This window comes from Methylomonas sp. AM2-LC (assembly GCF_039904985.1).
Taxonomy (GTDB): Bacteria; Pseudomonadota; Gammaproteobacteria; order Methylococcales; family Methylomonadaceae; genus Methylomonas.
This window is the reverse complement of sequence record NZ_CP157005.1, coordinates 1714169-1741005: the sequence shown is the minus strand read 5'-3', so window position 1 is coordinate 1741005 and position 26837 is coordinate 1714169. Positions and strand designations below refer to the sequence as shown.

Annotated in this window: 24 protein-coding genes; 5 read left to right on the top strand and 19 right to left on the bottom strand. The window is 42.1% G+C overall.

The features are described 5' to 3' along the window. The first annotated feature begins 47 nt into the window (after nucleotides 1-47). Together ABH008_RS07865 and ABH008_RS07860 are read left to right on the top strand one after the other, a co-directional pair. Nucleotides 48-281, top strand: coding sequence for a DUF433 domain-containing protein (locus ABH008_RS07865; protein ID WP_347989303.1), 234 nt, complete (start codon nucleotides 48-50; stop codon nucleotides 279-281). Further along, nucleotides 278-394 (top strand): DUF5615 family PIN-like protein, encoded by a 117-nt coding sequence (locus ABH008_RS07860; protein ID WP_347989302.1) that lies wholly within the window; start codon nucleotides 278-280, stop codon nucleotides 392-394. Before ABH008_RS07865 ends, ABH008_RS07860 begins: the two co-directional genes overlap by 4 nt. A gap of 347 nt (nucleotides 395-741) precedes the next feature. Here the strand turns inward: ABH008_RS07860 and ABH008_RS07855 are convergent, their stop codons facing one another. Together ABH008_RS07855 and mgtA are read right to left on the bottom strand one after the other, a co-directional pair. Next, nucleotides 742-990 (bottom strand): type II toxin-antitoxin system ParD family antitoxin, encoded by a 249-nt coding sequence (locus ABH008_RS07855; RefSeq protein WP_347989301.1) that lies wholly within the window; start codon nucleotides 988-990, stop codon nucleotides 742-744. Nucleotides 991-1277: 287 nt separating this feature from the next. Continuing rightward, the gene (mgtA, locus tag ABH008_RS07850) at nucleotides 1278-3824 is read right to left on the bottom strand and encodes a magnesium-translocating P-type ATPase (RefSeq protein WP_347989300.1); all 2547 of its coding nucleotides are present in this window, start codon (nucleotides 3822-3824) and stop codon (nucleotides 1278-1280) included. 349 nt (nucleotides 3825-4173) lie between these two features. On the opposite strand from mgtA, the gene ABH008_RS07845 reads away from it, so the two are divergent. Beyond that, nucleotides 4174-4401, top strand: a complete 228-nt coding sequence (locus ABH008_RS07845; RefSeq protein WP_347989299.1) for a hypothetical protein — start codon at nucleotides 4174-4176, stop codon at nucleotides 4399-4401. A 294-nt stretch (nucleotides 4402-4695) separates the two neighbouring features. On the opposite strand, the gene ABH008_RS07840 is transcribed toward ABH008_RS07845, so the two are convergent. From ABH008_RS07840 to rpsB, 17 genes are all read right to left on the bottom strand, one after another. Further along, complete coding sequence (locus ABH008_RS07840; RefSeq protein ID WP_347989298.1) at nucleotides 4696-8652, bottom strand: FAD/FMN-binding oxidoreductase; 3957 nt, start codon at nucleotides 8650-8652, stop codon at nucleotides 4696-4698. 54 nt (nucleotides 8653-8706) lie between these two features. Beyond that, nucleotides 8707-9651, bottom strand: a complete 945-nt coding sequence (gene rfaD, locus ABH008_RS07835; RefSeq protein WP_347989297.1) for an ADP-glyceromanno-heptose 6-epimerase — start codon at nucleotides 9649-9651, stop codon at nucleotides 8707-8709. A gap of 6 nt (nucleotides 9652-9657) precedes the next feature. After that, the gene (rplI, locus tag ABH008_RS07830; RefSeq protein WP_347989296.1) at nucleotides 9658-10104 is read right to left on the bottom strand and encodes a 50S ribosomal protein L9; all 447 of its coding nucleotides are present in this window, start codon (nucleotides 10102-10104) and stop codon (nucleotides 9658-9660) included. Between the two features lie 44 nt (nucleotides 10105-10148). Beyond that, entirely contained in the window at nucleotides 10149-11060 is a 912-nt protein-coding gene (locus ABH008_RS07825) for a hypothetical protein (RefSeq protein ID WP_347989295.1), read from the bottom strand. A 20-nt stretch (nucleotides 11061-11080) separates the two neighbouring features. Beyond that, entirely contained in the window at nucleotides 11081-11311 is a 231-nt protein-coding gene (gene rpsR, locus ABH008_RS07820) for a 30S ribosomal protein S18 (RefSeq protein WP_347989294.1), read from the bottom strand. A 25-nt stretch (nucleotides 11312-11336) separates the two neighbouring features. Then, nucleotides 11337-11774: a 30S ribosomal protein S6 gene (gene rpsF, locus ABH008_RS07815; protein ID WP_347989293.1), complete on the bottom strand. Its 438-nt coding sequence runs from the start codon at nucleotides 11772-11774 to the stop codon at nucleotides 11337-11339. Nucleotides 11775-11986: 212 nt separating this feature from the next. Beyond that, nucleotides 11987-13462: an N-acetylmuramoyl-L-alanine amidase gene (locus ABH008_RS07810; protein ID WP_347989292.1), complete on the bottom strand. Its 1476-nt coding sequence runs from the start codon at nucleotides 13460-13462 to the stop codon at nucleotides 11987-11989. A 66-nt stretch (nucleotides 13463-13528) separates the two neighbouring features. Next, a complete protein-coding gene (tsaE, locus tag ABH008_RS07805; RefSeq protein WP_347989291.1) occupies nucleotides 13529-14002 on the bottom strand; it encodes a tRNA (adenosine(37)-N6)-threonylcarbamoyltransferase complex ATPase subunit type 1 TsaE in 474 nt (157 codons plus the stop codon). Between the two features lie 298 nt (nucleotides 14003-14300). Continuing rightward, nucleotides 14301-15011 (bottom strand): bifunctional protein-disulfide isomerase/oxidoreductase DsbC, encoded by a 711-nt coding sequence (dsbC, locus tag ABH008_RS07800; protein WP_347989290.1) that lies wholly within the window; start codon nucleotides 15009-15011, stop codon nucleotides 14301-14303. Between the two features lie 64 nt (nucleotides 15012-15075). Next, nucleotides 15076-16440: an RIP metalloprotease RseP gene (gene rseP, locus ABH008_RS07795; protein ID WP_347989289.1), complete on the bottom strand. Its 1365-nt coding sequence runs from the start codon at nucleotides 16438-16440 to the stop codon at nucleotides 15076-15078. Continuing rightward, nucleotides 16440-17624, bottom strand: coding sequence for a 1-deoxy-D-xylulose-5-phosphate reductoisomerase (gene ispC, locus ABH008_RS07790; RefSeq protein ID WP_347989288.1), 1185 nt, complete (start codon nucleotides 17622-17624; stop codon nucleotides 16440-16442). The genes rseP and ispC overlap by 1 nt, the downstream gene beginning before the upstream one ends. After that, the gene (locus ABH008_RS07785) at nucleotides 17621-18526 is read right to left on the bottom strand and encodes a phosphatidate cytidylyltransferase (protein ID WP_347989287.1); all 906 of its coding nucleotides are present in this window, start codon (nucleotides 18524-18526) and stop codon (nucleotides 17621-17623) included. Before ABH008_RS07785 ends, ispC begins: the two co-directional genes overlap by 4 nt. 35 nt (nucleotides 18527-18561) lie before the next feature. After that, a complete protein-coding gene (locus ABH008_RS07780) occupies nucleotides 18562-19326 on the bottom strand; it encodes an isoprenyl transferase (protein WP_347989286.1) in 765 nt (254 codons plus the stop codon). A gap of 12 nt (nucleotides 19327-19338) precedes the next feature. Next, nucleotides 19339-19896 (bottom strand): ribosome recycling factor, encoded by a 558-nt coding sequence (frr, locus tag ABH008_RS07775; RefSeq protein ID WP_347989285.1) that lies wholly within the window; start codon nucleotides 19894-19896, stop codon nucleotides 19339-19341. Further along, on the bottom strand, nucleotides 19893-20618 hold the full coding sequence (pyrH, locus tag ABH008_RS07770) for a UMP kinase (RefSeq protein WP_347989284.1): 726 nt from the start codon (nucleotides 20616-20618) through the stop codon (nucleotides 19893-19895). The genes frr and pyrH overlap by 4 nt, the downstream gene beginning before the upstream one ends. A gap of 197 nt (nucleotides 20619-20815) precedes the next feature. Beyond that, nucleotides 20816-21694: a translation elongation factor Ts gene (tsf, locus tag ABH008_RS07765; RefSeq protein WP_347989283.1), complete on the bottom strand. Its 879-nt coding sequence runs from the start codon at nucleotides 21692-21694 to the stop codon at nucleotides 20816-20818. A 118-nt stretch (nucleotides 21695-21812) separates the two neighbouring features. Then, nucleotides 21813-22556: a 30S ribosomal protein S2 gene (gene rpsB / locus ABH008_RS07760; protein ID WP_347989282.1), complete on the bottom strand. Its 744-nt coding sequence runs from the start codon at nucleotides 22554-22556 to the stop codon at nucleotides 21813-21815. A gap of 271 nt (nucleotides 22557-22827) precedes the next feature. On the opposite strand from rpsB, the gene map reads away from it, so the two are divergent. Next, complete coding sequence (map, locus tag ABH008_RS07755; protein WP_347989281.1) at nucleotides 22828-23592, top strand: type I methionyl aminopeptidase; 765 nt, start codon at nucleotides 22828-22830, stop codon at nucleotides 23590-23592. Next, a complete protein-coding gene (gene glnD / locus ABH008_RS07750; protein ID WP_347989280.1) occupies nucleotides 23589-26237 on the top strand; it encodes a [protein-PII] uridylyltransferase in 2649 nt (882 codons plus the stop codon). Before map ends, glnD begins: the two co-directional genes overlap by 4 nt. Nucleotides 26238-26837 lie beyond the last annotated feature (600 nt).

The following is a 26837-nucleotide window of genomic DNA, read 5'->3' as shown; positions in this document are numbered from 1 at the left end:
TTAAATGAATAGCATACAACTTTAATGATAGTCGCGAAGGAGCAAATATGGCTATCGATTATCACAATATCATTACCCTTGAACCTGGCAAGTGTGGCGGTAAGCCTTGCATAAGAGGTTTGCGAATTACAGTTTATGATGTGCTTACCTGGTTAGCCGATGGCATAAGCAGGGAAGAAATTATTGATAACTTCCCTGAACTCAATAGCAATGATATTACCGCCAGCTTATTGTTCGCCGCTGACAGAGAACGTCAATCATTGGCTATTAACGCATTATGAAATTGCTGCTGGATGAAAATCTGTCACGACGCATTATTCCATTTATTCAAAATTGCTATCCCGATTCCACACAAATTACGCTAATTGGGATTGAAAGCGTTGATGATCGATAACAAGGACTGTATTGAGATCTTTTAAGTAATATTAGGCACAGACCACATTTAAACGTAACTATTTTCAGCTAGCTTATCAAAAACCACACAGGTGGGGCGACTAGAATGACCTCTATCGGTTGATTTGTCAGACCAAGGACAACACACTGATTATTTTCGTAGTTGAAATTGGTCACCGTACAGATATTTATCGTTAGCCGTTTAAGCTAATTTAACAAGATAGCCTGATTGGATATGACTATGGGATGCTTAGCCGATAAAATAAAAGCTATATATCCTCATTTCTATAACAAAGAGAAAGAGAAAGAGGAAATCATTTTCAGCTTCTGTAGAAAATACATACAAGCTCATGTATTATCGCTTTTCAATTTATGACGTACTTGCTCAATGATTTGATCAAACGATTTATTACTTATGCCGCTTTCTATTCCAACAGTGATAGCTGCCTGTAAAGCTTCTAGCTTACTACGATGATTTTGGTCTTGGCGGATTAAGTCGCGCACATAATCACTTGTATTTGAATAAGCTCCAGTATCTACTTGGGATTGCACCCAATCTTTCATGGGGTCTGGGATAGAAATGTTCATTGTAGCCATAATAAGTTCTCCTATTCCAGGACATAGTCATTGGTTACTTTTCCCACATTTTGGCAATCTTTGCCAATAATTTTTATTGAGCGCAGTAGGATGCAAGATTGGCTGTATTCAAGTTATCACCGTTATGTAGAAAAAGGGATTTATCCAAGAAACTGAGGGAACATAATCCCGCCTGATATTGAGGGTATTGAATTCGATTGATGCGCCGCCCGTTGGTTGGCACATCCTACTAAACTACTCAACTAGCATGGATAGTAAGAATCGAACCGCGACTTAGCCAACTGCCCTCACTCCACCACCAAACGCCTGAAAAACCACTGTTTTATTGCTTCAACCATCAGTAAGTAAACTAATACCATTCCAGATAGCACCAAGAAAAAGAAGGCGGGTGGTACCACAAAACCAAGATAGGTTGCCGCTGGTGTAAACGGTAATAGGATAGCGGTTGCCACCACTGACAGGGCAAAAAAGACTAGCCAGATGTTGGGGGTGCTTTTAAAAGGATTTTTGCGGGTGCGGATAATGAAAATAACCAGTACCTGTGTGGCCATTGATTCGATAAACCAGCCTGTGTGGAAAAGCGCCTGATCGGCATGGAACACTGTTAATAAAATATAAAAGGTCAGGAAGTCGAAAATAGAACTGATAGGCCCTACGGTCAGCATAAAATTGCGGATGAAGTTCATATCCCAATGGCGGGGATGACTTAAATAATCGTCATCGACTCTATCTAGCGGGATAGGTAGTTCGGAAATGTCGTAAAGCAGATTGTTCAGCAGTATTTGCAGAGGTAGCATTGGCAGGAATGGCAAAAATAAAGAAGCTCCTGCCATGCTGAACATATTGCCGAAATTAGAGCTGGTACCCATCATGATATATTTCATGATATTTCCAAAGGTGCGTCGACCTTCCAATACACCCGCGTGAAGTACGCCCAGATCCTGCTCTAAAAGGATCATATCGGCAGCGGCTTTTGCCACATCTACCGCACTGTCCACCGAAATACCCACATCGGCAGAATGCAGCGAAGGCGCGTCGTTGATGCCATCGCCTAAATAACCAACCACATGACCGCGCCGTTTTAAGGCCAAAATAATACGATTTTTCTGTGCTGGAGTTACCCGGCAGAACAAGTTGACTTGCTCTACACGCACCGCTAGCGCCATATCATCCAGCTTTTCGATATCGATACCATTAAGCATGCCGGTAACGGTAACGCCGAGCTTGGCACAAACATGTTGAGTAACCAGTTCGTTATCGCCAGTGATAATTTTGACAGCCACTCTATCGTTGGCCAAGGCAATCAGGGCTTGTCTGGCACTCTCTTTGGGAGGATCGAGAAAGGCGGCAAAACCGGCAAAGACCAGTTCAATTTCATCGCTGAGCACAGCATGACTGTGTTCTTTGCCTACCTGCCGCGAGGCGATGCCTAATACGCGAAAGCCTTCTTTACTGAGTGATTCGAATTGAGTATTGATTTGCTGGCGAATGTCTTCAGTCAAAGCATGAACTTCTGAGCTGCCTGCCGTTTGATAACTAACCGACAAACGCAAAATATCTTCCGGCGCCCCTTTTACTACCAGTAAACGACTGTTGGCGTTATCGATGAGTACCGATACCCGACGACGCTCGAAATCGAAAGACACTTCATCTATTTTCTGCCAGCCAGTCGTGTTTATTTCAGTATGCTCGAGAATCGCATCGTCCAGCGGACTTTTCAGCCCGGTTTCAAAAAAGCTATTGTAATAGGCCAACTCCAATACCTGTTGGCTTTCAGCTCCTAACGGATCCAGATGTCGCTCCAGATGAATACGGGCTTCTGTAAGGGTGCCGGTTTTATCGGTACAGAATACATCCATACTGCCTAAGCTTTGGATAGAACTAAGCCGCTTGACTATCACCTTGTTGGTGGCCATGCGCATAGCACCTCGTGACAGCGTGACAGAGACCACCATCGGCAACAATTCCGGTGTTAACCCAACCGCCAGCGCCACTGCAAACAGAAACGACTCCAACCAGGGCCTGTCTAAAAAAGCATTTACCAGCAGCACGAATAACACCATGATGATGGTTAAACGCATAATCAGAAGACCGAAACGGCGTGTGCCTTCATCAAAATCGCTAATAGGTGCTTTAACCAGTAACGAGTCGGCAATCTCGCCCAGCTCAGTATTTTGCCCAGTTCGGCACATCAGTACTTTAGCTGAACCACTGATGACGGATGTTCCCAATAATACCGAGTTGGTCGCGTTGAGAACGTTTTTCTCTGTTGGTAATTCTCCGACTGTTTTCTCAACCGGATAAGGTTCCCCAGTCAGCAAGGCTTGATTAACAAAGAAATCTTTTGCTTCCAATAAACGGCCATCACAGGGAATCATATTACCTGCACTGAGTAACGCTACATCGCCCTCTACCAAATCGGCAAGCGCAACTTCTACAGATTTACCATCACGCAGAGCCTGTACACGCACACTGACAGACTGCCGCAACTTATCGGCGGCCTGACCGGCGCGATATTCCTGCACGAAATCTAGCGTTACGCTAATAAGGATAATACTGCTGATTACAATGAAGCTGGGAACATCGCCAGTAATAGCTGAAAACACACTGGCAACCAACAGAATAATGACTAACGGGTTGAGAAATTTAGATAAAAATTGCAATAATAACGCCGTTTTATGTTCGGAATGGATTAAATTGGGTCCAAACTTTTGTAATCGGCTTTCTGCATCGTGACTGCTCAATCCTTTCGGCGTGGTCCCCAGCTTTTCTAAAAGCGTTTCCAGGGGAAGCTGCCAAAAGGGGAAATCTATCTTAGGTACTGGTTTACGCATGATGGATTCCTGTATTAAATAACATTAATAATGGCTGTTCACCACCCACTATCAATCCAAACATATCAGACAAATTGAGAGGATGCGTTGTATTGCACGACCTAACAGTCGACATAAAACAGTAATGCATTAAAAGATTTATTGCCAAGTAAAGCGTAACTGACTATAAGTATTGCACAACTGACCTTTCGGTGTTGCCATTATTTTTACCTGATGGAAATGCTGCTTTTGGCAATTTTTTCAATTACAACAAAAAATACTGCATTAATCTTATCAACACGGTGACAATAATTTTCTAAAAATGGTAAATTTAGTGTCACAAACTTTAATGAATTAATTTCCATTACATATGAAAGACAACAAAACTGACAGTATGAAGACAGAGCGAAAAAAGATTTCCGTTGATAAACCCACTTATGATCAGTTAAAGACATTTTCCAGATTAAATGGTTTAAAAATGCGTTTAGTGGTTGAATCTATGGTTAGCCTTGTTTTAGAAGACGAACAACTTAGCGCACGTATCGTTGATATGGCTATAGCCAAAGAAAATGCGGCAATTGATAACTTGGAAAGTTAAGCATTAAATTTCCAACAGGCAGAATGCGAATACCTACATCAGTTTATACGACGCTAATTTAAGCTGGAATAAATCGGGGTTTGGTATTATCGTTTCAGTAAGTTATCACCTAAAAAAGACTGTACATCCTTCGATAACGCTCTCCTGAGTGGCATCGAAGGACTCTAGACGAACAGACTGGGTGAATAGCGGTGATTGAGTATAAAACAGCAAATAATTTTCTGATTATCTATAAGCGAATACCCATAAAAAGTATTCGCTTAACATGGTAAAGATTGGTCTCAATCCAGCGACTTACACCAGCACCCGTTCAATTCCGCCGTGATTAGCCTGATTGATATAGTCTTTCATCCAATTTTTACCTAATATATGCTGCGCCATTTCCACAACAATATAATCCACTTCCAGATTATCAACATCGCCTTTATAGCGTTGTAAACCTTGTACACAGGAAGGACAGGAGGTTAGCATTTTTACCGGGCCTGTATAGCCGTCTTCGCGCAGTTTTTCGGTATTATCCTGAAGCTCGCTAGCTTTTCGGTAGCGTATCTGAGTAGATATATCTGGACGTGCTACGGCTAAGGTCCCCGATTCTCCACAGCAACGATCCGATTTAATGACTGTGCTTCCCATCAAGCTACTCACAGTTTTAATGGCGTCTTGCTGCTTTAAGGGGCTGTGACAAGGATCATGATATACATAAGGGACGCCACTTAAACCATCCAGTTTAATGCCTTTTTCTAACAGGTATTCGTGAATATCGATTAATCGGCAACCGGGAAATATTTTTCCAAACTCATAATCTTGCAGCTGATCCAGACAGGTGCCACAACTGACAATGACAGTTTTAATATCCAGGTAGTTAAGGGTAGTCGCCACCCGATGAAACAATACGCGATTATCGGTCGTGATTTTCTGTGCAGAATCAAATTGTCCGGCAGCGCGCTGAGGGTATCCACAGCACAAATAACCGGGCGGCAATACCGTTTGTACGCCAATTTCATACAACATGGCTTGCGTTGCCAAACCTACTTGCGAAAACAGGCGTTCGGAACCGCAGCCGGGGAAATAAAACACTGCCTCGGAATCGGTACGGGTTTTGTTACGATCACGGATGATAGGAACAATTTGGTTATCTTCTATATCCAGTAAGGCACGAGCAGTTTTACTGGGTAATTTACCAGGCATTTTACGATTGGTAAAATGAATAACTTGTTCGCGTATCCCTGATTTACCGGTAGAGGATGGCGGTTGTGCCAGTTGCGCCCTGCCCCACGGTTTTAACACAACATTGGCAATACGCTGGGCTTTGTAGGCCCATTCAATTAAGGTTAAGCGCATGGCTTTAACCGCATTGGGGCGACTGGTGGTTAAAAAGGCTAACGCCGCATATTTAACCGGATTAAAACTTTGCTTGCCCATTTTGCGCAATAAATTGCGCATATTCATCGACACATCACCAAAGTCTATATCAACCGGACAGGGATTGAAACATTTATGGCACACCGTACAATGATCAGCGACGTCTTCAAACTCTTTCCAATGTGTTATGGAAATACCGCGTCGCGTCTGCTCTTCGTACAAAAAGGCTTCAATCAGCAAGGAAGTCGCCAGAATTTTATTCCGCGGTGAATACAACAAATTAGCTTTGGGTACATGCGTAGAACACACAGGTTTGCATTTGCCACAACGCAAACAATCTTTAACGGAATCGGAAATAGCACCAATATCACTTTGCTGCATAATCAGCGATTCAAACCCCATCAGACTGAATGAGGTGGTATATGCCGTATGCAAGTCGCCGCCTGGCATCAGTTTACCGCGATTAAAACGCCCTTCTGGATCAATACGCTGTTTATAGGCATGAAAACTGGTCAGCTCTTCGGTGGTTAAGAACTCATATTTTGTAATGCCTATACCGTGTTCGCCGGAAATTACGCCACCCAAAGAACGAGCCAATGCCATAATCTGTACTACGGCTGCATGCGCCTCGCTCAGCATTTCGTAATGATCAGAATTGACAGGCAGATTGGTATGCACATTCCCATCACCCGCATGCATATGCATGGCAACAAACACGCGTCCACGTAGAATTTCTTTATGTACAGATTCGATACTTTCAACAACTGGCCGAAAATTATCACCTTCAAAAATTTCCTGCAAAGCTGGCAGCAATTCCTTTTTCCAAGACACTCTAAGCGAATAATCTTGTAATCGATGAAACAGCACAGGGGTACTGGCACGATTGCTTAATTCACCCGTTTGTATACCCAGCCGCGAAAACTCAGCTTCTGCCTGCAATAAAGGCATGTCGAGATGAGTATACAGCCATTGCCAGCGTTCACGTACTGTTGCTATTACATCCAGGGCGCGAGTGCGGCGATCACCTATTAATTCGTTTTTATTGACACTATCTTCGTAAGAGCGTAGCGGTAAATCGCCTGCCAGTAATTGGCTTAAGGCATCGCATAAGCGAATTTTGTTACGTAAAGACAGTTCAACATTAATGCGTTCAATGCCATCACAATAATCACCCATACGTGGTAATGGTATGACCACATCTTCGTTGATTTTAAAGGCGTTGGTATGTTTGGCAATAGCAGCTGTTCGCGCTCTATCCAGCCAGAAAGTTTTACGGGTTTCTGGACTAACTGCGATAAAGCCTTCGGCACTGCGGGCATTACATAAGCGCACCACTTCAGAAGCGGCCATGGCAACCTGGTTTTCGTCATCACCAACAATATCACCAATCAACACCATTTTCGGCCTACCATGGCGTTTGGCTTTGGTGGCATAACCGACCGCTTTTACGTAGCGTTCATCAAGATGCTCTAAACCCGCTAACATAACCCGTTGTGGCCCTTGCTTGGGTAATGCACTTAAATAATCACGAATCTCGACAATGGCAGGCACCGCTTCCCGAACTTGTCCGTAAAACTCCATACAGACGGTACGGGTATGAGCAGGCATTTTATGTAAAATCCAGCGTGCTGAGGTAATAATGCCATCACAGCCTTCTTTTTGAATGCCGGGTAAGCCTCCCAAAAATTTATCGGTAACGTCTTTGCCCAAACCTTCTTTACGAAAATGCTGACCGGGAATCGTCAAGGTTTCTTCGGAGAGTAATTTTTTACCCTCCGCATCGAAACGTTTTAATAAAAAATTAACTTGATCCTGATCGTGTATTTTACCGAGATTGTGATTGAGTCGGATGACTTCCAGCCAATTGCCATCTGGAGTGACCATACGCCAGGATAATAAATTATCAAGCGCCGTCCCCCAAAGTACAGCTTTTTTACCACCGGCATTCATGGCAATATTACCGCCGATACAAGAGGCGTCTGCCGAGGTGGGGTCGCATGCAAATACTAACCCGGCATTATCGGCAACATCCATTACGCGCCGGGTAACGACGCCTGCACCGGTATAGATGGTGGCATAGCGCTCAGTGATACCTGGCAGCGCACTGGCGTAATCTACCGCACCTATATCCAAAAGTTTTTCTGTATTTATTACGGCTGCATACGGCGTGAGTGGCACTGCCCCTCCCGTATAGCCAGTACCGCCGCCACGCGGAATGATGGTTAGCCCTAAACTGATACAATCTCTTACCAGATGCCCAATTTCCTCTTCACTGCTTGGATAAAGTACCACAAACGGGTATTCGACCCGCCAGTCGGTTGCATCGGTTACATGTGAAACCCGTGCAAAGCCATCGAAACAAATATGATCTTTACGCGTATGCTTGCTAAGTTTTGCCAAGGCTTTGCGCCGCATAGCACGGGTGTTCTCAAAATGTGTTTCAAAGGCATTGACGGCTTGATGTGCCGCTTCAATTAGAATGGCTACCCGACTAGCGCGATCAGAGTTTTGGTTTTCAAGTTCGGCATGACGTTTTTTCATTTGCTTGAGGCGATGACGGAGTGCTTCCAGCAAAGCCAAGCGACGCTTGCGATTTTCCAGCAAGTCATCTTCCAGATAAGGATTACGTTGTACTGCCCAGATATCGCCTAACACCTCGTAAAGCATACGGGATGATCGACCGGTAACACGTTCATCGTGCAGGGAATCAAGTATTTGCCAGTTTTCTTCGCCTAGTAAACGTATAACAATTTCACGATCTGAAAATGAGGTATAGTTGTAAGGAATTTCTCGCAAGCGTGCTGGTGTATCAACACTATTAGGCAGGTTTAGGCTATCCAGGGACATCCGATTTAGTAAAGTAATTAATAATTGGTTTGATTGTACCACTGCGGGATTTTTGAAAAAACCCTAAACAAATAAGCGCCAACACAAACAGCCTTATTAGCGGTTCAACCACTCCATATAGAGCTGTACACCTTGCTCTACACTTTTAAATACATGCCGACAACCCTTTGCACGTAAATTGTCTAAATTGGCTTCAGTAAAGCTTTGATAACATCCAAGAAGATGCGGAGGAAAAGGAATATATTCGATATGTCCGCGTTGATGATAACGAATAACGGCGTTGGCAACGTCGTTAAAGGTCTGACTGCGACCAGTTCCGGTGTTAAAGATACCAGAAACCTGTGGATTATCTAAAAACCAGAGATTAATATCCACCACATCACCAACATAGATAAAGTCGCGGCGCTGTTCGCCATTGCTATAGCCATCGCACCCTTCAAACAAACGCAAAGCATCTGCTTGCTTGATTTGATTATTGAGATGAAACGCTACGCTGGCCATGCTACCTTTATGATCCTCTCGCGGACCATAAACATTAAAATAGCGTAACCCAACAACTTGCGAGGTGAAGTGCTGAGTGTGTCTTCGAATATATTGATCGAATTGAAACTTGGAATAGCCGTAAACATTTAATGGGCTTTCATACTCCAAGCCTTCTTTAAATTGCAAATCTGCGCCATAAACAGCAGCGCTAGATGCATAAATAAAGGGTATTTCATGTTGTTGACAATAATGAAACAGAATTTTACTGTATTCATAATTGTTTTCCATCATATAGCGGCCATCCCATTCGGTAGTGCTGGAGCAAGCACCCTGATGAAAAATAGCTTTTATACTGTCATGCTGGAAAACGCCTTGCTGGATACATTCCAGAAAACGACTTCTATCCATATAATCAGCAATACGTGCTTCGACCAAATTACGAAACTTGCGGCCATTTTGCAGATTATCAACAACCAATATATCATCGTAACCACGTGCATTCAGTCCTAAGACCAAATTACTGCCGATAAAACCAGCACCACCGGTTACGATGATCATAACAACTTATTCAGCAACAATTTTGATAGTCAAAGTTGCAACAACGTCGGTATGCAGATTGATATCAATATCGTAACTACCTATGTGACGAATAACACCTTTAGGTAAACGTACTTGATGTTTTTCGACTTTTACACCGGCAGCGCTTATAGCATCTGCAATGTTTTGAGTACCTACAGAACCGAACAAACGACCTTCGTCTCCAGTTTTGTGAGTGATCACCACATTCAGCTTGCTTAATGCTTCGCCATGCGCAGTAGCTGCCGCTAATTTTTCCGCCGCTTGTTTTTCCAGTTCGGCACGACGCTCTTCAAATTCGCGAATTTTTTTAGGTGTAGCAGGAACTGCTTTACCTTGCGGAATTAGATAGTTTCTGCCGTAACCCGCTTTAATGGTTACTTTATCGCCCAGATTTCCCAGGTTTGCTGTTTTTTCAAGAAGAATAACATCCATCTTTAATATACCTCGTAATCGACTTTTGTCGAATAATCAGGAGCTTATGCCCCATTGGGTTTGAATTTATTTCGTAAGTTTATCCACGTATCGATCAGACCGCAGATAGCAATCAGCGCCATGAATTTCAGGCTGAAAAACAACACCATATAAAAAATAAGTAGCCAATACTGACCACCTTTCAGTGTTGAAATCAAACTATGCAACACTGCCGAACCGAGGGATGCATAAAACACTATAAGCACCACCAGTATATTCCAGCACAATTCCAAATCTGCAATATAGCTTACAGCTATCATAAGCACTGTCGCTATAGCCAGGTAGGTATTACCTTTCAAAGCCAAAAATTCTGCTTTAAAACCACCTGGGTTATATAGATTGGATTGCCACAATCTTGCCAGAAACAAACCCAGTAACAAACTGAATACAGCTCCGGCAGACATCATACCTGTCATATAGGGGGCAAAAGCATCCGCAGAATGCTGCAACACATCCGCTGGCAAATCCGGTTGGTTTTGCAGTAGTAATGAAAGCATTACTTTAAATACTTCACTCCAAAACTTTGCCGGCTCCGGTTGATACAGGTAAAAACCGATGACTGCCACAATGCCTAACAGCACAGCAATTTCCAATGCCAATACTAATTGCCTGCTTTCCCGTAACACTATGGCTATTAACCATATGGGTAACCAGACCATCAGCCCTATTAGCAAACCATAGACTAAGGCAACTTGAAAACTACCCAGTATAACGATACTTAATACCGCAACCGCAACTGAGCTGCCCAACAGTACATACAAGCCTTGGCGACTGCCCAACCGTAAGGTTACCAACGCTATGGTCGCTGAACTTACTACACTTAGCGGAGGTAAAATCAACGTTAACAGTGCCAGTGTTGATGCAACGAGAATCGCCTGCATCCGGCCTTTCATGATGTAGGCCGACAGAAACTGCATGATTTATCTCCGCTTTTTAATTATTTATGCGCGTCGCAAAAAGGCAACAAAGCAATATAGCGTGCATGTTTTATCGCAGACGTTAATTGTCTTTGATATTTTGCACTGGTGCCAGTAATGCGGCTAGGAATGATTTTGCCTGTTTCGGTGACGTACTCGCTTAACAGATCAAGATCTTTATAATCGATTACAAGTGCATCTTCGCCACTAAAGCGGCAACCTTTTTTACGTCTGATATTATTTCGTGCCATTAGAATTCTCTGCTATCTATGTTGATTATTCGGAAGCATCCACGATGACATCTGCTTCGTCAGAAACAATGGCATCCACTTCGACTTCTTCTTCGACTTCTTCTATGTCTTCTTTTACACGGCTAGATGATTTTTGACCATCGTTACCGCTAATAGCAATAGCTGAAGGTGCAGTAACTGCTTCTTTTTTAACCAGAGTCAGACTACGCAGAATGGCATCGTTAAAGCGAAAACCGCTTTCCAGCTCTTCTAAAGTGTTTTGATCACATTCAATATTCATCAAAACATAATGCGCTTTATGGATTTTTTTGATGGGATACGCCAAATGTCTACGGCCCCAATCTTCCAAACGGTGAATTTTACCAGCCGCATCTTCTACGGTGGATTTATAACGTTCTATCATGGCAGGTACCTGAGCGCTTTGATCAGGATGTACCAAGAAGACGATTTCATAATGACGCATGATTTCTCCTTTCGGTTAAAATAGCTTCCCACCAACAGGCAGTGAAGCAAGGATTTGAGGCTTGTCACCCCAAAAAACTCACCATTATAATAAGCATCTATTTATATTGCAATGAAATATTGCGATTGGGGCTTAAAACTGCCAGCAGGGATATTAAGCAGAGCTAGAAACTAACAATGCGATTACGATCAGTTAAGCAACTGATGAATAGCTTAACCATTATGCGGAATTTGCAAAACACCGCCGATTTTGACATTACCATCGCTCATATTATTAGCCAGACGCAAAGCACGCATAGAGATACCATATTGCTGGGCTATGCCAGACAAGGTTTCGCCACGATTTACCACATGCCGCGACTTATTAGACTCCATTGATTTTGCCGATAACGCTGCAATCTGCAACCCAGCTTTTTTATCGTCTATCTTCAGATCCTCAGATAACACGGCCAAACGGTTAATTTTACCCGCCTTGGAAAGTTGTGCTAATAAGGTATTAGCTGGAGCGTATTGTTTAAAATGCGCCATAATGCCACTAAAAACAGCGCTTGCCATTTTTTCTTGATAAATACGGCTATTCAAATGATCTTCTTCTTCAGGGTTAGAGATAAAAGCAGTTTCCACTAAAATAGAGGGAATATCTTGCGACTTTAGCACCACAAAACCCGCTTTTTGTACTGACGACCTATGTACATGACCCACCAACCTTACATTTTTAAGTACCTTGTTACCCACATTTTGACTAGCTTCTTTGGCCGCTGATTTTGACAAATCCTGCAACACAGAGGCAAGGGTTTCATTTTTTTCTGACCCTCCATTGCCAGCGTCGTTATCTACAGCGTTTTCACTGTCCGCCAACCACCTTGCTCCAGCACTGGAAGCACCTTTATTGGCTAAAGTATAGACAGAGGCACCATGCGCACTGCTATCATTAAAAGCATCCGCATGAATAGAAACAAACAAATCCGCTTTACCAGCATGAGCAATATTAACGCGCTCGTGTAAATTAACGAAATAATCCCCTTTGCGTATCATCAAGGCTTTCATACCGGGCTGACTATTTACCAAACTTTCCAGACGTTTGGCAATTTCGAAAACCACATCCTTTTCTTGGGTGCCATTTCCACCTTCTGCTCCCACATCTTTGCCACCATGCCCAGCATCTATGGCAACCACAATATCTCGTCCTTTAAGCTTTGGATCAGGTAAATTTACTCGCTTAGACGCATGCTCTTCAGGTTCTTTCTGCTTGGCTTTTTTAACCATCACATCAGGCGACGCATGCTCAGGAATTTTAATTTTTTCCGCTTTAGCCAAAGGCTTTTCTTTGCTTAGCACATTAAATTGTAATTCACTGCCATTTTCTTTTTTAATTTGATTGTCAGAGGCTTCAACTTTTTCTTTTAACTGGATGACGATGCGCAAATCTTTGCCATTATTATGCTCACCCATTTTAAGCTTTTCAAAGAAGGGATGATCAACTGGAGGCTGTATCAAGTGATGAGCCAGATGGGTATCCAGAAAATCAATCACCAACCGATCAGGATTTGACATTACAAAATAGCGATGATGTGACATTGCCGACAACTGAAACACAAGGCTGCCATTCGACTGATTTCCATAAGTCACCCTATTTAATAGCGCATGCTCAGCATGCGCCTTTATAGGTGCAACCCATAGAAATAGCATAGAAAAATATTTAAAGAACCGCAGCATAGTTATACATGCATTCCATTAGTGAGAATGTTGTTTTAATTATAGCAATATGTTGTTGTTTTTACAGCCCTGTTGTATTTTATTTTTTAAATTTGCCTCTAAAACAATAATCTCTGCCAACCTACTGTCAGACTCATGATATTGCAAATGAATTTCTACGTCAGCCACAGGCAAAAATCCCAAGCCTCGTTGCGGCCATTCTATAAAACACAAAGCGTTTTGCTGCAGATAATCATCCATCCCTATCCATTCCAATTCTTCAGGAGAGCTTAATCGATATAAATCAAAATGAAACAAACTACGATCACCTAATTGATATTCTTCAACCAGACTATAGGTAGGACTTCTGACCACTTGCTGGTAACCCGCTGCTCGTAACAAACCACGCATTAAAGTGGTTTTGCCAGTACCTAGCTCACCGTACATAAATACAAGTGCTTTGGAGGGTAATACCCGCCAAAGTACAGAGCCTAAGTTTTCTGTCTCTTGAGCGTTATGTAAATGGAATTGCAAAATGACTTGTCCTGACTGGATAAACTTAGACTGGAACCAGACGCACGACCTTGTGCATCTGAATCAATCACTGAGAGATTGTAATATAACTACTACACATCCAGACAAAAAATCCATGCTGACTAGCTGAATTACTTATTTGGAAAACTTTAAAACACTGCTGTTCGACCTGATTAGGTCGAACAGCAGAAATAATTACTCTGCGCTTTGCATTGTTGGCACAGATCAAATCTAAACATATGTTCTGAAACGATTAAAAGATGAAAAACTGAAATCATCTTCGCAAAATTCTAACCACCTATTCTTTGTTAAGAATAGTCGCTAATTGCTTGGCAGGAACATAGCCCGGCAACAAATTACCTTTTTCGGTAATAATCATTGGCGTACCATTCATACCAAAATCTTCACCTAACTGCATATGCTCATTAATCGGATTTTCGCAATTTTTAGCCTCTAGAGTTTCGCCTTTTTTGGCCGCTGTTAAAGCTTTTTGCTTATCGGAAGCACACCATACTGATATCGCTTTTTTATAGGAATCGGAACCTTTACCGGCCCTGGGGAAAAACAGATAACGTACAGTAATACCTTGCTCCATGTACTGATCCATCTCTGAATGCAATTTACGGCAATAACCGCAATCAATATCCGTAAAAACAGAGACTTGATGCTTACTATTTTCGGGTTTAAAAACAATCATTTTATCAACACCCACTCGATCAAGCGCATGCTTACGCACATCACTCAACTTGCTTTCAGTGATGTTTTTCTTGGCAACTGCGTCAATCATCTGCCCTTGCATCAAATATTTGCCATCGTCAGAAACATAGTAGATAGATGCACCTACAGAAACTTCATATAAACCAGGGATTTCAGATGGCTTAATAGATTCAACCTTACTATCTGGAATAAAACTATTTATGGTTTTTTTAATGGCTGCATCATCAGCTGATACTGTAGCACCGAAAAGCGCTAACATAATCATTGCCAAAATTTGGGTAAGAATTTTCATAAAAGTATCTCTGATTGATTAAGAAATAATGTGTAAGACTACAGTGCAGAATATTTGTTCATTACTAAGATTGAAATAGTTTGCCAATATCAAGGTACATAGCAAACAGCATCAAACTTAACAACAAAAACATGCCTAATTGCTGAAAGACCATCTGTATTTTTTCAGATACAGGACTACCTTTTACTGCTTCCAACGCAAAAAACAATAAATGTCCGCCATCCAAAACGGGGATAGGAAGTAGGTTTAACACTCCCAAACTCACACTAACCAGTCCCAAGAATTTTAAAAACGCAGTCATACCCATATCTGCAGATTGCCCTGCATACTGAGCAATACTGATAGGTCCACTCAAATTTTGTACCGATGCTGCGCCAACAAACATTTTTCCCATCATTTTCAGGGTACTCAGCATATAAAAACCGGTTTTTTCAAATGCCGTAGGCACTGCCTCCCAAGGTGAGAGTGAATGCGTTACGCGCAAGCTATCCAATAAATCCTTAGGCACATCAACACCTGCACCAATTTTACCAACAGCCTTTCCTTTTACCTCTTCCTTACGTGGGGTAATTGTTAACTGTAACTGCCTGTCATTACGTTCAATCAGTAGATTAATAGCCGTATCTGGTCGAGCTTGCACATAATCAACCCATTGCTGCCAATCTTTTAGCGGTATTTCATCAGCACTCAGTAATAAATCACCTGTCTGCAGTCCGGCTTGTTTTGCCACGCCCTCTTCTAGCAGTTTGCCAATAATTGGTTTGATAATGGGCATCCAGGGTTTTAAACCTAGTTTATTTTGCAAAGTTTCGGGATTCTGTACATCTTCATCACTTATCGCCAGCACATGGATACGCTGATCGCCGTCAACCGTTTTAACTGCCACGGCAAGCTCGTGTTCACCACTAATAGCCAGTGAATATAATGTATCTAAAGTGTCCATCCAGGTGGGTGTTAGCTTTTGATTAATGCTAAGAATTTCATCCCGCTCATTAAAGCCCGCTTGCTCAGCCAAAGTACCCGCTTCTATGCTGCCGACTATCGGTCTAATACCGTCTTCGCCAAGTACCAAAACGGTCCAAAACAGTATCACTGCTAATAACAGATTAAAAACAGGTCCTGCAGCGACTATGGCTGTCCTGGCCCATAACGACTGTCGATTAAAGGCAAAAGGTAAATCCTCTGCAGCAACTTGACCTTCGCGCTCATCAACCATTTTTACATAGCCGCCTAAGGGGATAGCGGAAATGACAAATTCAGTATCAGTGGGTGACTTTTGTCTGATCAATAATTTTTTTCCAAAACCAACAGAAAAACACAGCACTTTCACACCCATTTTACGTGCCACCCAAAAATGCCCAAACTCATGAAAAGTAACCAAAATGGCTATGGCAATGATGAAGTAAAAAAGTGAGTGCAAACTTTCCATCAGTTAGCCAACTCCGCAATGACTTTTAAGGCAACGGCTCTGGCTTCCTGATCAGCTTGTAATATTAAGGCCAAATTCTCTGCGCTATCTGCCCTGAATTGCGCCATACTTCGTTCAATAATGGTGGCTATGTCCACAAAACGTACTTTCTCATCCAAAAACGCCTGCACTGCAATCTCGTTGGCGGCATTAAGTACCGTAGGCATAATTCCACCCGCTTTAATAGCCTCATATGCCAAACGCAAACAGGGAAAACGCTGTAAATCAGGCTCTTCAAAATCCATATGCGCTACTTCAAATATATTTAGTGGCGCTACACCGGAATCAAAGCGCTCCGGCCAAGCCATTGCATAAGCTATCGGTGTACGCATATCCGGATTACCCATCTGTGCCAATACGGATCCATCCACATAGTCCACCATAGAGTGAATAATACTTTGCGGATGAATAACCACTTGAATATCATCTGGCGACATATTGAACAACAAACAGGCTTCTATCAGCTCTAACCCCTTATTCATCATGGTTGCTGAATCAACCGAAATTTTCCGCCCCATATCCCATTTGGGATGTGCAACAGCTTGCTCGGGTGTCACTGTTGCCAAATCTGCGATAGGCGTTTTTCGGAAAGGTCCACCAGAAGCGGTTAATAAAATACGACGCGCTTGTTTAGCAACCTGCCCGGTAGTATAGCCAGCAGGCATACATTGAAAAATTGCGTTATGTTCACTATCGATGGGTAATAAAACGGCACCTGAGTCTGTTACTGCTTGCAGAAAAATCTGACCAGACATCACTAGGGCTTCTTTATTCGCCAATAAAATGGTTTTTCCCGCTTTCGCCGCAGCCAAGGTTGGCAACAAACCAGCTGCCCCCACTATAGCCGCCATAACTGCGTCAACATTATTTAGGGTTGCCACTTGTTCCAAGGCCTGTGAACCTGATAATACTTTTATATCCGCAACAGAAGATCCCGCAATTTTTTGTTTAAATTCTTCCGCTTTACTTTCGGTTACTACAACCGCATATTCGGGATGAAAGCTTAGACATTGCTCGAAAAGTACATCGATATTAGCATTAGCTGTTAAGGCAATCACTTTATATTGATCTGGATGTCTACTAACCACATCCAGAGTACTGACGCCAATAGACCCGGTAGCACCGAGAATGCAAAGACCCTTCATGCAAACACACTCCGTCCAATTAATACGATACCTGCATAAAAAAACGGAGTTGCAGCAATCAGGCTATCAATTCTATCTAGAATTCCACCATGACCTGGCAATAGACTACCGCTATCTTTAACACCTTTTTGTCTTTTTACCAGACTAAAAAACAAATCTCCGTAGATGGAAACCAGCACGGTTAGTACCGATAACATTAACAGATCCACCGACATTAACACGGCTATCTTTGATTCGTCAGTTTCAAGGGGGGCTAAACCATAATATAAACGCAAACAAATTGCACAGACTACAGCAGACGCCAGAGCACCATACATGCCCTGTACGGTTTTGCCAGGGCTAATTTCTGGAGACAGTTTATCTTTGCCCCATTTTTTGCCAGCAAAATAAGCACTAATATCCGCAGCCCAAATCAGCAATAGAAAATACAACACCATACTGGAGCCATAATAAGCACGCAATTTAACCATAAACATCCAAGCTGACAATAATACCAACCAGCCTACAAAACTTTTAAAACGCGGCTTAAATTCGATATTTAATAGTTGTGATTCCGCTTTTCTGATCAGAATCATAGCCAATAACCAAAACAGAACAGGTGCTATCACCAACCATTCCAGAGCATCCGAATAATCTTTGACTTCAGGCCACTCTAAAACTTCGCCAACATACTCCAAAAATACAGTCCAAAAAGTGACGCCTAACATAGGCAACACCAATATCAACAGAAAAAATAAGCGTTTAGACAGTTTTTCAACGCCTGTTAAAGCTAACCACTCCCAGGCTGCACCCAAAATAATTATGGCAATAAACAAGGAAAAATAGTTGACTGGTAGTTCGAATACTGCCAGAACGACAACAGTTGCTAAGACTATTGCGGTTAAGATGCGTTTTATTAACATATTTGATTTTCTAATTATTATATTAAATACAGAGACTAGGCATTTTTAATCCCGACCATTTGTTCACCGGTATGCCCAAAGCGCCGTTGTCGGCTTTTAAAACTTTTAATGGCATGTTCCAATTGATTCCTATCAAAATCTGGCCACAGTTTGTCAGTAAAATAAAACTCGGTGTAGGCCAATTGCCATAACAAGAAATTACTAATGCGCTCTTCGCCACCGGATCGAATAAATAGATCGGGTTCTGGCAAGTTTGCCGTCACCAGATTTTCATCGATTAATTGCTCGGTTATTGCTTGCGCAGCTAATTCACCTTTTTCTACAGCAGCGGCTATTTTTGCAACTGCCTGAGTAATATCCCAACGGCCACCATAATTTGCAGCTATCACCAAGGTTAAGCCGGTGTTATTTTGCGTTTGAGCTTCTCCAAGACGAATTTTTTCCTGCAATTTCTCTGGAAAAGCGCTTTTATCACCGATAATTCGCAAGCGTATATTATTTTTATCCAGCGTATCCACCTCAGCTTGCAATGTTGTCATAAATAACTCCATTAACAAACTGACCTCGTCTTTAGGGCGTCGCCAGTTTTCGCTGCTAAACGCAAATAACGATAACACTTCGATATTCTTCTGAGCGCAATATTCAACTATTTTTCTTACCGCTTTAACACCGGCATAATGACCCATAATGCGGGGCATAAGTCGTTTTTGCGCCCAACGACCGTTGCCATCCATAATGATGGCAATGTGCCGTGGGTCAACGCCGTTGACTTCGTTAGTATTATCATGCGTTGCAGGCATATTCTCTCTCAATTACATGGACAACAAATCAGCTTCTTTTTCTTCAAGATATTTTTCAACTTCCTTAATATACTGATCAGTCAATTTTTGAATTTTTTCTTCAGCCTGGCGTGCATCGTCTTCAGAGATTACTTTATCTTTTAAAGCATCTTTTATAGAGGCGTTGGCATCACGACGAATATTTCTGATCGCCACGCGTCCTTGTTCTGCTTCGTTCTTAACCACTTTAACCAGATCACGACGGCGCTCTTCAGTCAGAGCGGGTAAGGGTAAGCGTATCACAGTACCCTGTGTTGCTGGATTTAATCCAAGCCCGGAAGACATAATGGCTTTTTCAATAGCCTGTATCATACCTTTTTCCCAGGGTACCACTTTCAAGGTTCTTGAGTCTTCTACCGATACATTGGCTACCTGTGATAAAGGTGATTCTGTACCATAATAGGTGACTGTAATTTGATCAAGCAAACTGGGATGCGCCCGACCTGTTCTGATTTTGGTAAATGCTTTTTGCAGTGCTTCTATACTTTTTAACATCCGCATTGAAGCATCTTGTTGTATATCATTGATCATTCTATGTTTCTCTCGATAAGGGAACCGATATCTTCACCGCGCATCAACCGCATAACGGCTCCCGGTTCAAAAATATTCATTACCCGCATAGGTAAATTATTTTCCCGACATAAAACCAGTGCAGTGGTATCCATCACATTCAGTCGCTGGTCAATCGCTTCATCATAGGTTAAACGCGGATAAAAAATGGCATCTGGATCTTTATGTGGATCGGCAGAATACACGCCTTTTACCTTAGTCGCTTTAATCATGAGTTCAGCATCTATTTCTATAGCGCGCAAACTCGCTGCGGTATCCGTGGTAAAAAATGGATTGCCAGTACCCGCAGCAAAAATGGTGACTCTGCCCTTTTCCAAATGTCTAACTGCACGACGGCGAATATAGTCTTCACATACTTGATTGATTTTAAGTGCCGTCATGACACGCACTGGTTGACCCAAAAACTCCAGTGCATCCTGCATAGCCAAGGCATTAATCACTGTCGCCAACATGCCCATTTGGTCCCCGGTCACCCGATTCAATCCTTCAGATGCTTTTTCGGCACCACGTAGAATATTTCCACCACCAATGACCAAACCTACCTGAATACCTGCATCACATAAGTCTTTAACTTCATGAGCCAATCGTTGCACAATATCAGGATCAATACTGCCACCCTGATCACTCATCAACGCTTCACCGCTCAATTTAAGTAAAATTCTCTGACAAATTGTCTGACTCATAATCAAATATATCCGCTATTAAATAGGTTGAAGCAACGTTTTAAGTAACTATTCAGCAGCCTGAATATCTAGCAATTTCAAAAAAAATTCCGTTATTGCCATACCCAGATACTCTGATATTTATTTATTCAAGTGTACTACTGAACAGTTACTTTCCTAAATCAAAAAAACCCGGCATTACCAGATTTTTCTGAGCATTAACCTCTTACTTGCGCCATCACTTCTTCAGCAAAGTTTTCTTCTTTTTTCTCAATACCTTCTCCAACTTCGAAGCGAGCAAAACGAGTAACACTATTACCTTTTGAAGTTAATAATTTACCGACAGTCATGCTATCGTCTTTAATGAAAGGCTGACCCAGTAAGGTCACTTCGGCCAAAAACTTTGTGATGCGGCCACCGATCATTTTTTCGACGATTTCTGCTGGCTTACCACTTTCCAAAGCTTGAGCTGCGAATATTTCTTTTTCTTTGGCAATGATTTCTGCTGAAACCTGACTATCAGAGATATATTCTGGTTTAGCAGCTGCGATATGCATAGCAATATCTTTACCCAGCACGCTATCATTTTTGCTCAATTCAACAATTACACCAATTTTGCTGCCATGCAGATAAAATGCTTGGCCACCATCAGTGCTGGTGTATTTTATAAAACGTCTAACTGTAATATTTTCACCCAGTTTCGCAATCAGTGCCCGACGAGTTTCATCAACGGTTGAGCCATTTGCCAACACTAATGCTTGTAACTGCTCTTCATCAGCCACATCCGTTGTTAATAACGCATTGGTAATGTCATTTACAAAACCAACAAAATCATCGCCTTTTGCTACGAAATCGGTTTCTGAGTTGACATCCACCAATACGACAGTTTTGCCATCTTCAGAAATTTTTGCACCAATGATACCTTCAGCTGCGATACGTCCAGATTTTTTATCTGCTTTTGCCAAACCTGATTTACGCATATTTTCGATAGCCAACTCCATATCACCGTTAGCTTCCACCAAGGCTTTTTTACATTCCATCATCCCTGAACTGGTTCGTTCACGTAATTCCTTCACCATTGCCGCACTAATAGTCATCGTTATTTCCTCAAGTTTATTAACTAAAAAAACGCCTCACAAAGGAGGCGTTTAAAATTCTTACAATTCTGTCATTATCGGGCAGGCACACTGCTACCCGATATACGGGTACCGGAACTTACTCAGCTACAGTAACTTCTTCAACAAAGTCATCCGCTTTAACAGCTGCATCCATTCGCAATGCTTTCGACTCCAGCACCGCTTCACAAACGCTCTGGCAATATAGAGATACTGCACGAATTGAGTCGTCGTTACCAGGGATTACATAATCAATTTTTTCAGGTGAGTTATTAGAATCAACCACACCTACGACAGGAATACCGAGTTTTTTTGCTTCCATGATGGCATTTTTTTCATAGCCAACATCCAGTACAAAAATAACATCTGGTGTACCACGCATATCTTTAATTCCACCTAGGCTGCGCTCAAGCTTTTCCAGCTCACGTTCCATGCCCAAAGCTTCTTTTTTGCTAAAACGCTGATATAAAGTACCATCTGTTTTCATCGCTTCCAGCTCTTTCAGGCGATTGATAGATTTTTTGATGGTTTTAAAATTGGTGAGCATGCCGCCTAACCAACGATGGTTGACATAAGGCATACCACAACGTTTCGCTTCTTCAGCAACCGTTTTACGTGCTGCTTTTTTAGTTCCAACAAACAAAATTGTACCTTTGTTGGCGGTCATTTGACCGAGGTAATTCATCGCGTCGTTGAACAAAGGAAGGGTTTGTTCCAAATCAATGATATGGATTTTATTACGAGCACCAAACAGATAAGGAGCCATTTTTGGGTTCCAATAACGAGTTTGATGTCCAAAATGCACACCGGCTTCCAACATTTGACGCATTGACACTGCTGCCATTTATTTCTCCTAAGATTTTGCCGAATTTTTCGGCTTTGGGTTACGCCTCCGAACTGTCCCGACAGGTGACCAGACTCCATAAAGGAGACCAGCACCCCACCTATCGTGTCGACAGACGTGAGTATTTAATTACTAGTGGACTTAACTTTATACCACGAATACGATTTCACAACAAGCTCGAATCTGTTAGACTGAGAGATCAACGCGCTTGTCGTTACTAAAATCAGCGCATAGACTTAACATTTTTAATTCAACTTCTGACGCACAAAAAATGAGTATTGTCATTAAAACCGCAGACGAAATCGCCAAAATGCGCATTGCCGGAAAGCTGGCTGCGGAAGTTTTGGAAATGATTGCTCCTTATGTACAAGTGGGAATAAGCACCGACGAACTGGATACGATTTGTCACGATTATATTGTTAATATTCAACAAGCTATTCCTGCACCCTTAAATTACAGGGGTTTTCCAAAGTCGATTTGCACTTCGATAAACCATCAGATTTGTCACGGCATTCCCAGTGAGAAAAAATTGAAAAGTGGTGACATCGTTAATGTGGATATTACGGTTATTAAAGATGGCTATCATGGCGATACCAGCAAAATGTTTTGTGTAGGGAATGTTTCTACACATGCGCAAAGATTAGTGGATGTTACTCGCGAGGCTTTGTTTCTCGGAATAGAAGAAATCAAACCCGGCGCACATTTCGGGGATATTGGTCACGCCATTCAAAAATTTGCGGAAAGCAATCGTTATTCTGTCGTTCAGGAATTCTGTGGTCATGGCATAGGCAAAAAGTTTCATGAAGAGCCGCACGTTATGCACTTTGGCAAACCTGGCGAAGGCGCTCGCATTGAACCTGGCATGATTTTTACTATTGAGCCCATGCTGAATCTGGGCAAACGTCACATGAAAATACTAAATGATGGCTGGACGGCTGTCACAAAAGACCGTAGCTTGTCCGCTCAATGGGAGCACACCATACTGGCAACCGAAAACGGTTATGAAATACTCACCTTACGCTCAGAAGAACAGTGAGCATAGCCTTGTCTCCCGACACCCCAGTTTTAAGCTGTTTCGAGCAGACCAACCCAATTGCTCAATTTAAACATTTAATCAATGTTCAAACCCAAACACTAAAGCGGCACTTTAACCCTAATCAGTCAGTCAGCACCTTGCTGAATGCCAAATCCAAATTCATCGATAAGCTACTGGAGTGTTGCTGGCAACACTTTCTAGGCACACATGCGCATTCTTTGGCGCTCGTAGCCACTGGCGGTTATGGGCGCAATGAATTGTTTCCGCATTCCGATATTGATATTCTGATTATCGCCACCGCTGACGACAAAGAACACTATCAGGACCAACTGGCTAATTTTAGCCGCTTTCTTTGGGATATCGGCCTAAAACCCGGACAATCGGTGCGGAGCTTAGAGGAATGCCTGGAAGTTGCCGCTGAAGATCAAACCATATTTACTTGCTTACTGGAAATGCGGCTAATCACTGGTAACAAATCCTCGTTTGATGCCTTAAAATTGCAACTAAACACTCGCCAGTTATGGCCGTCCGAACAATTTTTTCTAGCTAAGATAGCAGAACAAGAACAGCGATACCAAAAATACCACGACACAGCATACAATCTTGAACCCAATATCAAAGAAGGTCCTGGTGGCTTACGCGATTTACAAATCATTTCCTGGGTCTTTAAACGTCACTACAATTCCTCTACGCTTCGCGAATTAATTAAATATGGTTATTTACCCAAGTCAGAATACGATAACCTGATTACGGCTCGCGACATTCTATGGCGGTTGCGCTATGCATTACATACCTTAACCAAACGCTGTGAAGACCGCTTGCTTTTCGATTATCAGCGTGAGCTGGCTAAACAATTTGGCTATTGCAATGCCGATCAGCAACCTGATGTTGAAAATTTTATGCAATTTTATTTCAAAACAGTCGTTGATATTGAGCGTCTGAATGAAATGTTACTGCAATTGCTAAACGAAAAGCTGGTCAGTAAAAAAATCAATCTAAAACCAATACCGATTAACAGCCATTTTGCATCTATCGACGGCTATATTGAAGCAGTTAACAAAGAAGTTTTTTCTGAGGACCCGTTGGCATTATTGGAAATATTTCTACTGGTCCAACAAATTCCGTCACTTAAAGGCATACGCGCCAGCACAGTGCGCTTGATCCGGAAAAATATTCACCGCATTGATGCAGCTTTTAGAGCAGATAAACAAGCTAATCGGCTGTTCCTAAAAATATTACAACAGCCGCGTGGTATTACCCATGAATTAAAACGCATGAATCGCTATGGTGTTCTGGCTGCATATTTACCGGATTTCGCCAATATCGTGGCGCGTATGCAATATGATTTGTTCCATATTTATACCGTAGATGAACACACGCTGATATTAATCAGAAACTTGCGCCGTTTCTCGCTGGAAAAGCATAGCCAAGAATTCCCCTATTGCAGTAAGGTTTTTTTATTACTTCCGAAACCAGAATTATTATATATAGCGGCACTTTTCCATGATATCGCCAAAGGTCGTGGTGGCGATCATTCGCAACTGGGCAGCCATATTGCTTACGACTTCTGTGTTCAGCACGACTTACCAGTTCAAGATTGCAAACTGGTATCTTGGCTGGTCGGCAGCCACCTGTTAATGTCTATGACTGCTCAACGCAAAGACATTAGCGACCCAGAAGTCATCCATACTTTCGCTCTTCAAGTCGGTAGTATCGAATACTTAAATTACCTGTATCTACTAACAGTGGCTGATATACGCGCCACCAATCCCAGTCTGTGGAACTCTTGGAAAGATACTTTACTGAAAGAATTACACATTGCCACGCATAATGCCTTGCATCGTGGCTTACATAATCCTATTGCCCGTTCTGAACGCTTGCTGGATAACATTAAAGAGGCAAAACAAGAATTATTTAAACTGGGTATTTCAGAAGCTGTACTGGAAAAGTCCTGGCAACATTTAAGTGAAGATTATTTTTTACGCTATTCCGCAGACGAAATTGCCTGGCATACGGTTGCCATAGCCGCGTCTGAAGACTGTAATTTACCCTTGGTACTGTTGCGACCACAAACTCATCGAAAAAGTGCTGAAATTTTTGTCTATGCGCACAATGAAACCGGTATTTTTTCCATCTGTACCTCCAGCATAGATCAATTAGGCTTAACCATTCTGGATGCCCGCATTATTACCAGCGCCGACCAATATGTTTTAAACAGCTTTCAAGTTTTGCAGCAATCTGGCGAAGCCATTAAAGATTTATATCAGGAAATCCATATCTGTACCTCGTTACGTCAGAATCTACTCAGCAAACAAGCCATTAAAAATCCAAAGAATATTCACAAACAATCCAGACAAGCAAGACATTTTCCTATCCCAACTTGCTTGACGTATTTGGAGGATGCTTTTAATCGCTACACGATTATTGAATTAGTTGCCACCGACCGCGCGGGACTATTATCCAAGATTGGCAGTGCTTTTACTGAACTGGATATACAATTACACGATGCAAAAATAACCACTATTGGCAGTCGTGCCGAAGATATGTTTTATGTAACAGACCTCAGTTCTCGCCCTATTATCGATGAAGAACGTAAAGAATATATTCAAAAGCGAATACTAGAGCTATTAAATGAGGAAGCCTGATTGAGGGCAAATCATTTCTGATAGTTAGACCAATCTATCATCACAGCGACAGCCTTATAGTCCGTCAACAGCGCAGCGCATAACGGCAAACTGCATTCAAGTCGAGCAACAAGACAGAAGGCGATTGCACCCTATGAAAATAAACGCTGTTTGATTACACGTTATGGATTAATGTAAAAGTCAGAATCCAAATCTGACAATTTAGAAAACCAGTTGCAATCTAATCGTATAACGAAAGACAAGGCGCCCCTTAAGCACCATATTTACAAATGGCAGCTTACTCATGAATGGCTAGCAGTCGATTCCAGCATGCTAAGTAGATTATAGGTATATATACGAATTGTTGTTTTTGGTGAAGTGTTATAGTTTTTCAAGTGTTCAAATGACGGTGCGTTTTTTACCCATGAATGGCTACCGTCGACTCTAAGCGACGATCCGCCTGACTTTACCGATGGCAGAAAATCAGCCAAATTCAGACAGTTAAATTTCTTAATATAATCAGTCAATGTCATTCTGCCTGTGTTTATGTTCAATGCGTGTATTTTATTAAAAATATTATGGTTAACTAGATAGCTACCATCTACAATGCCTTAAACAGCT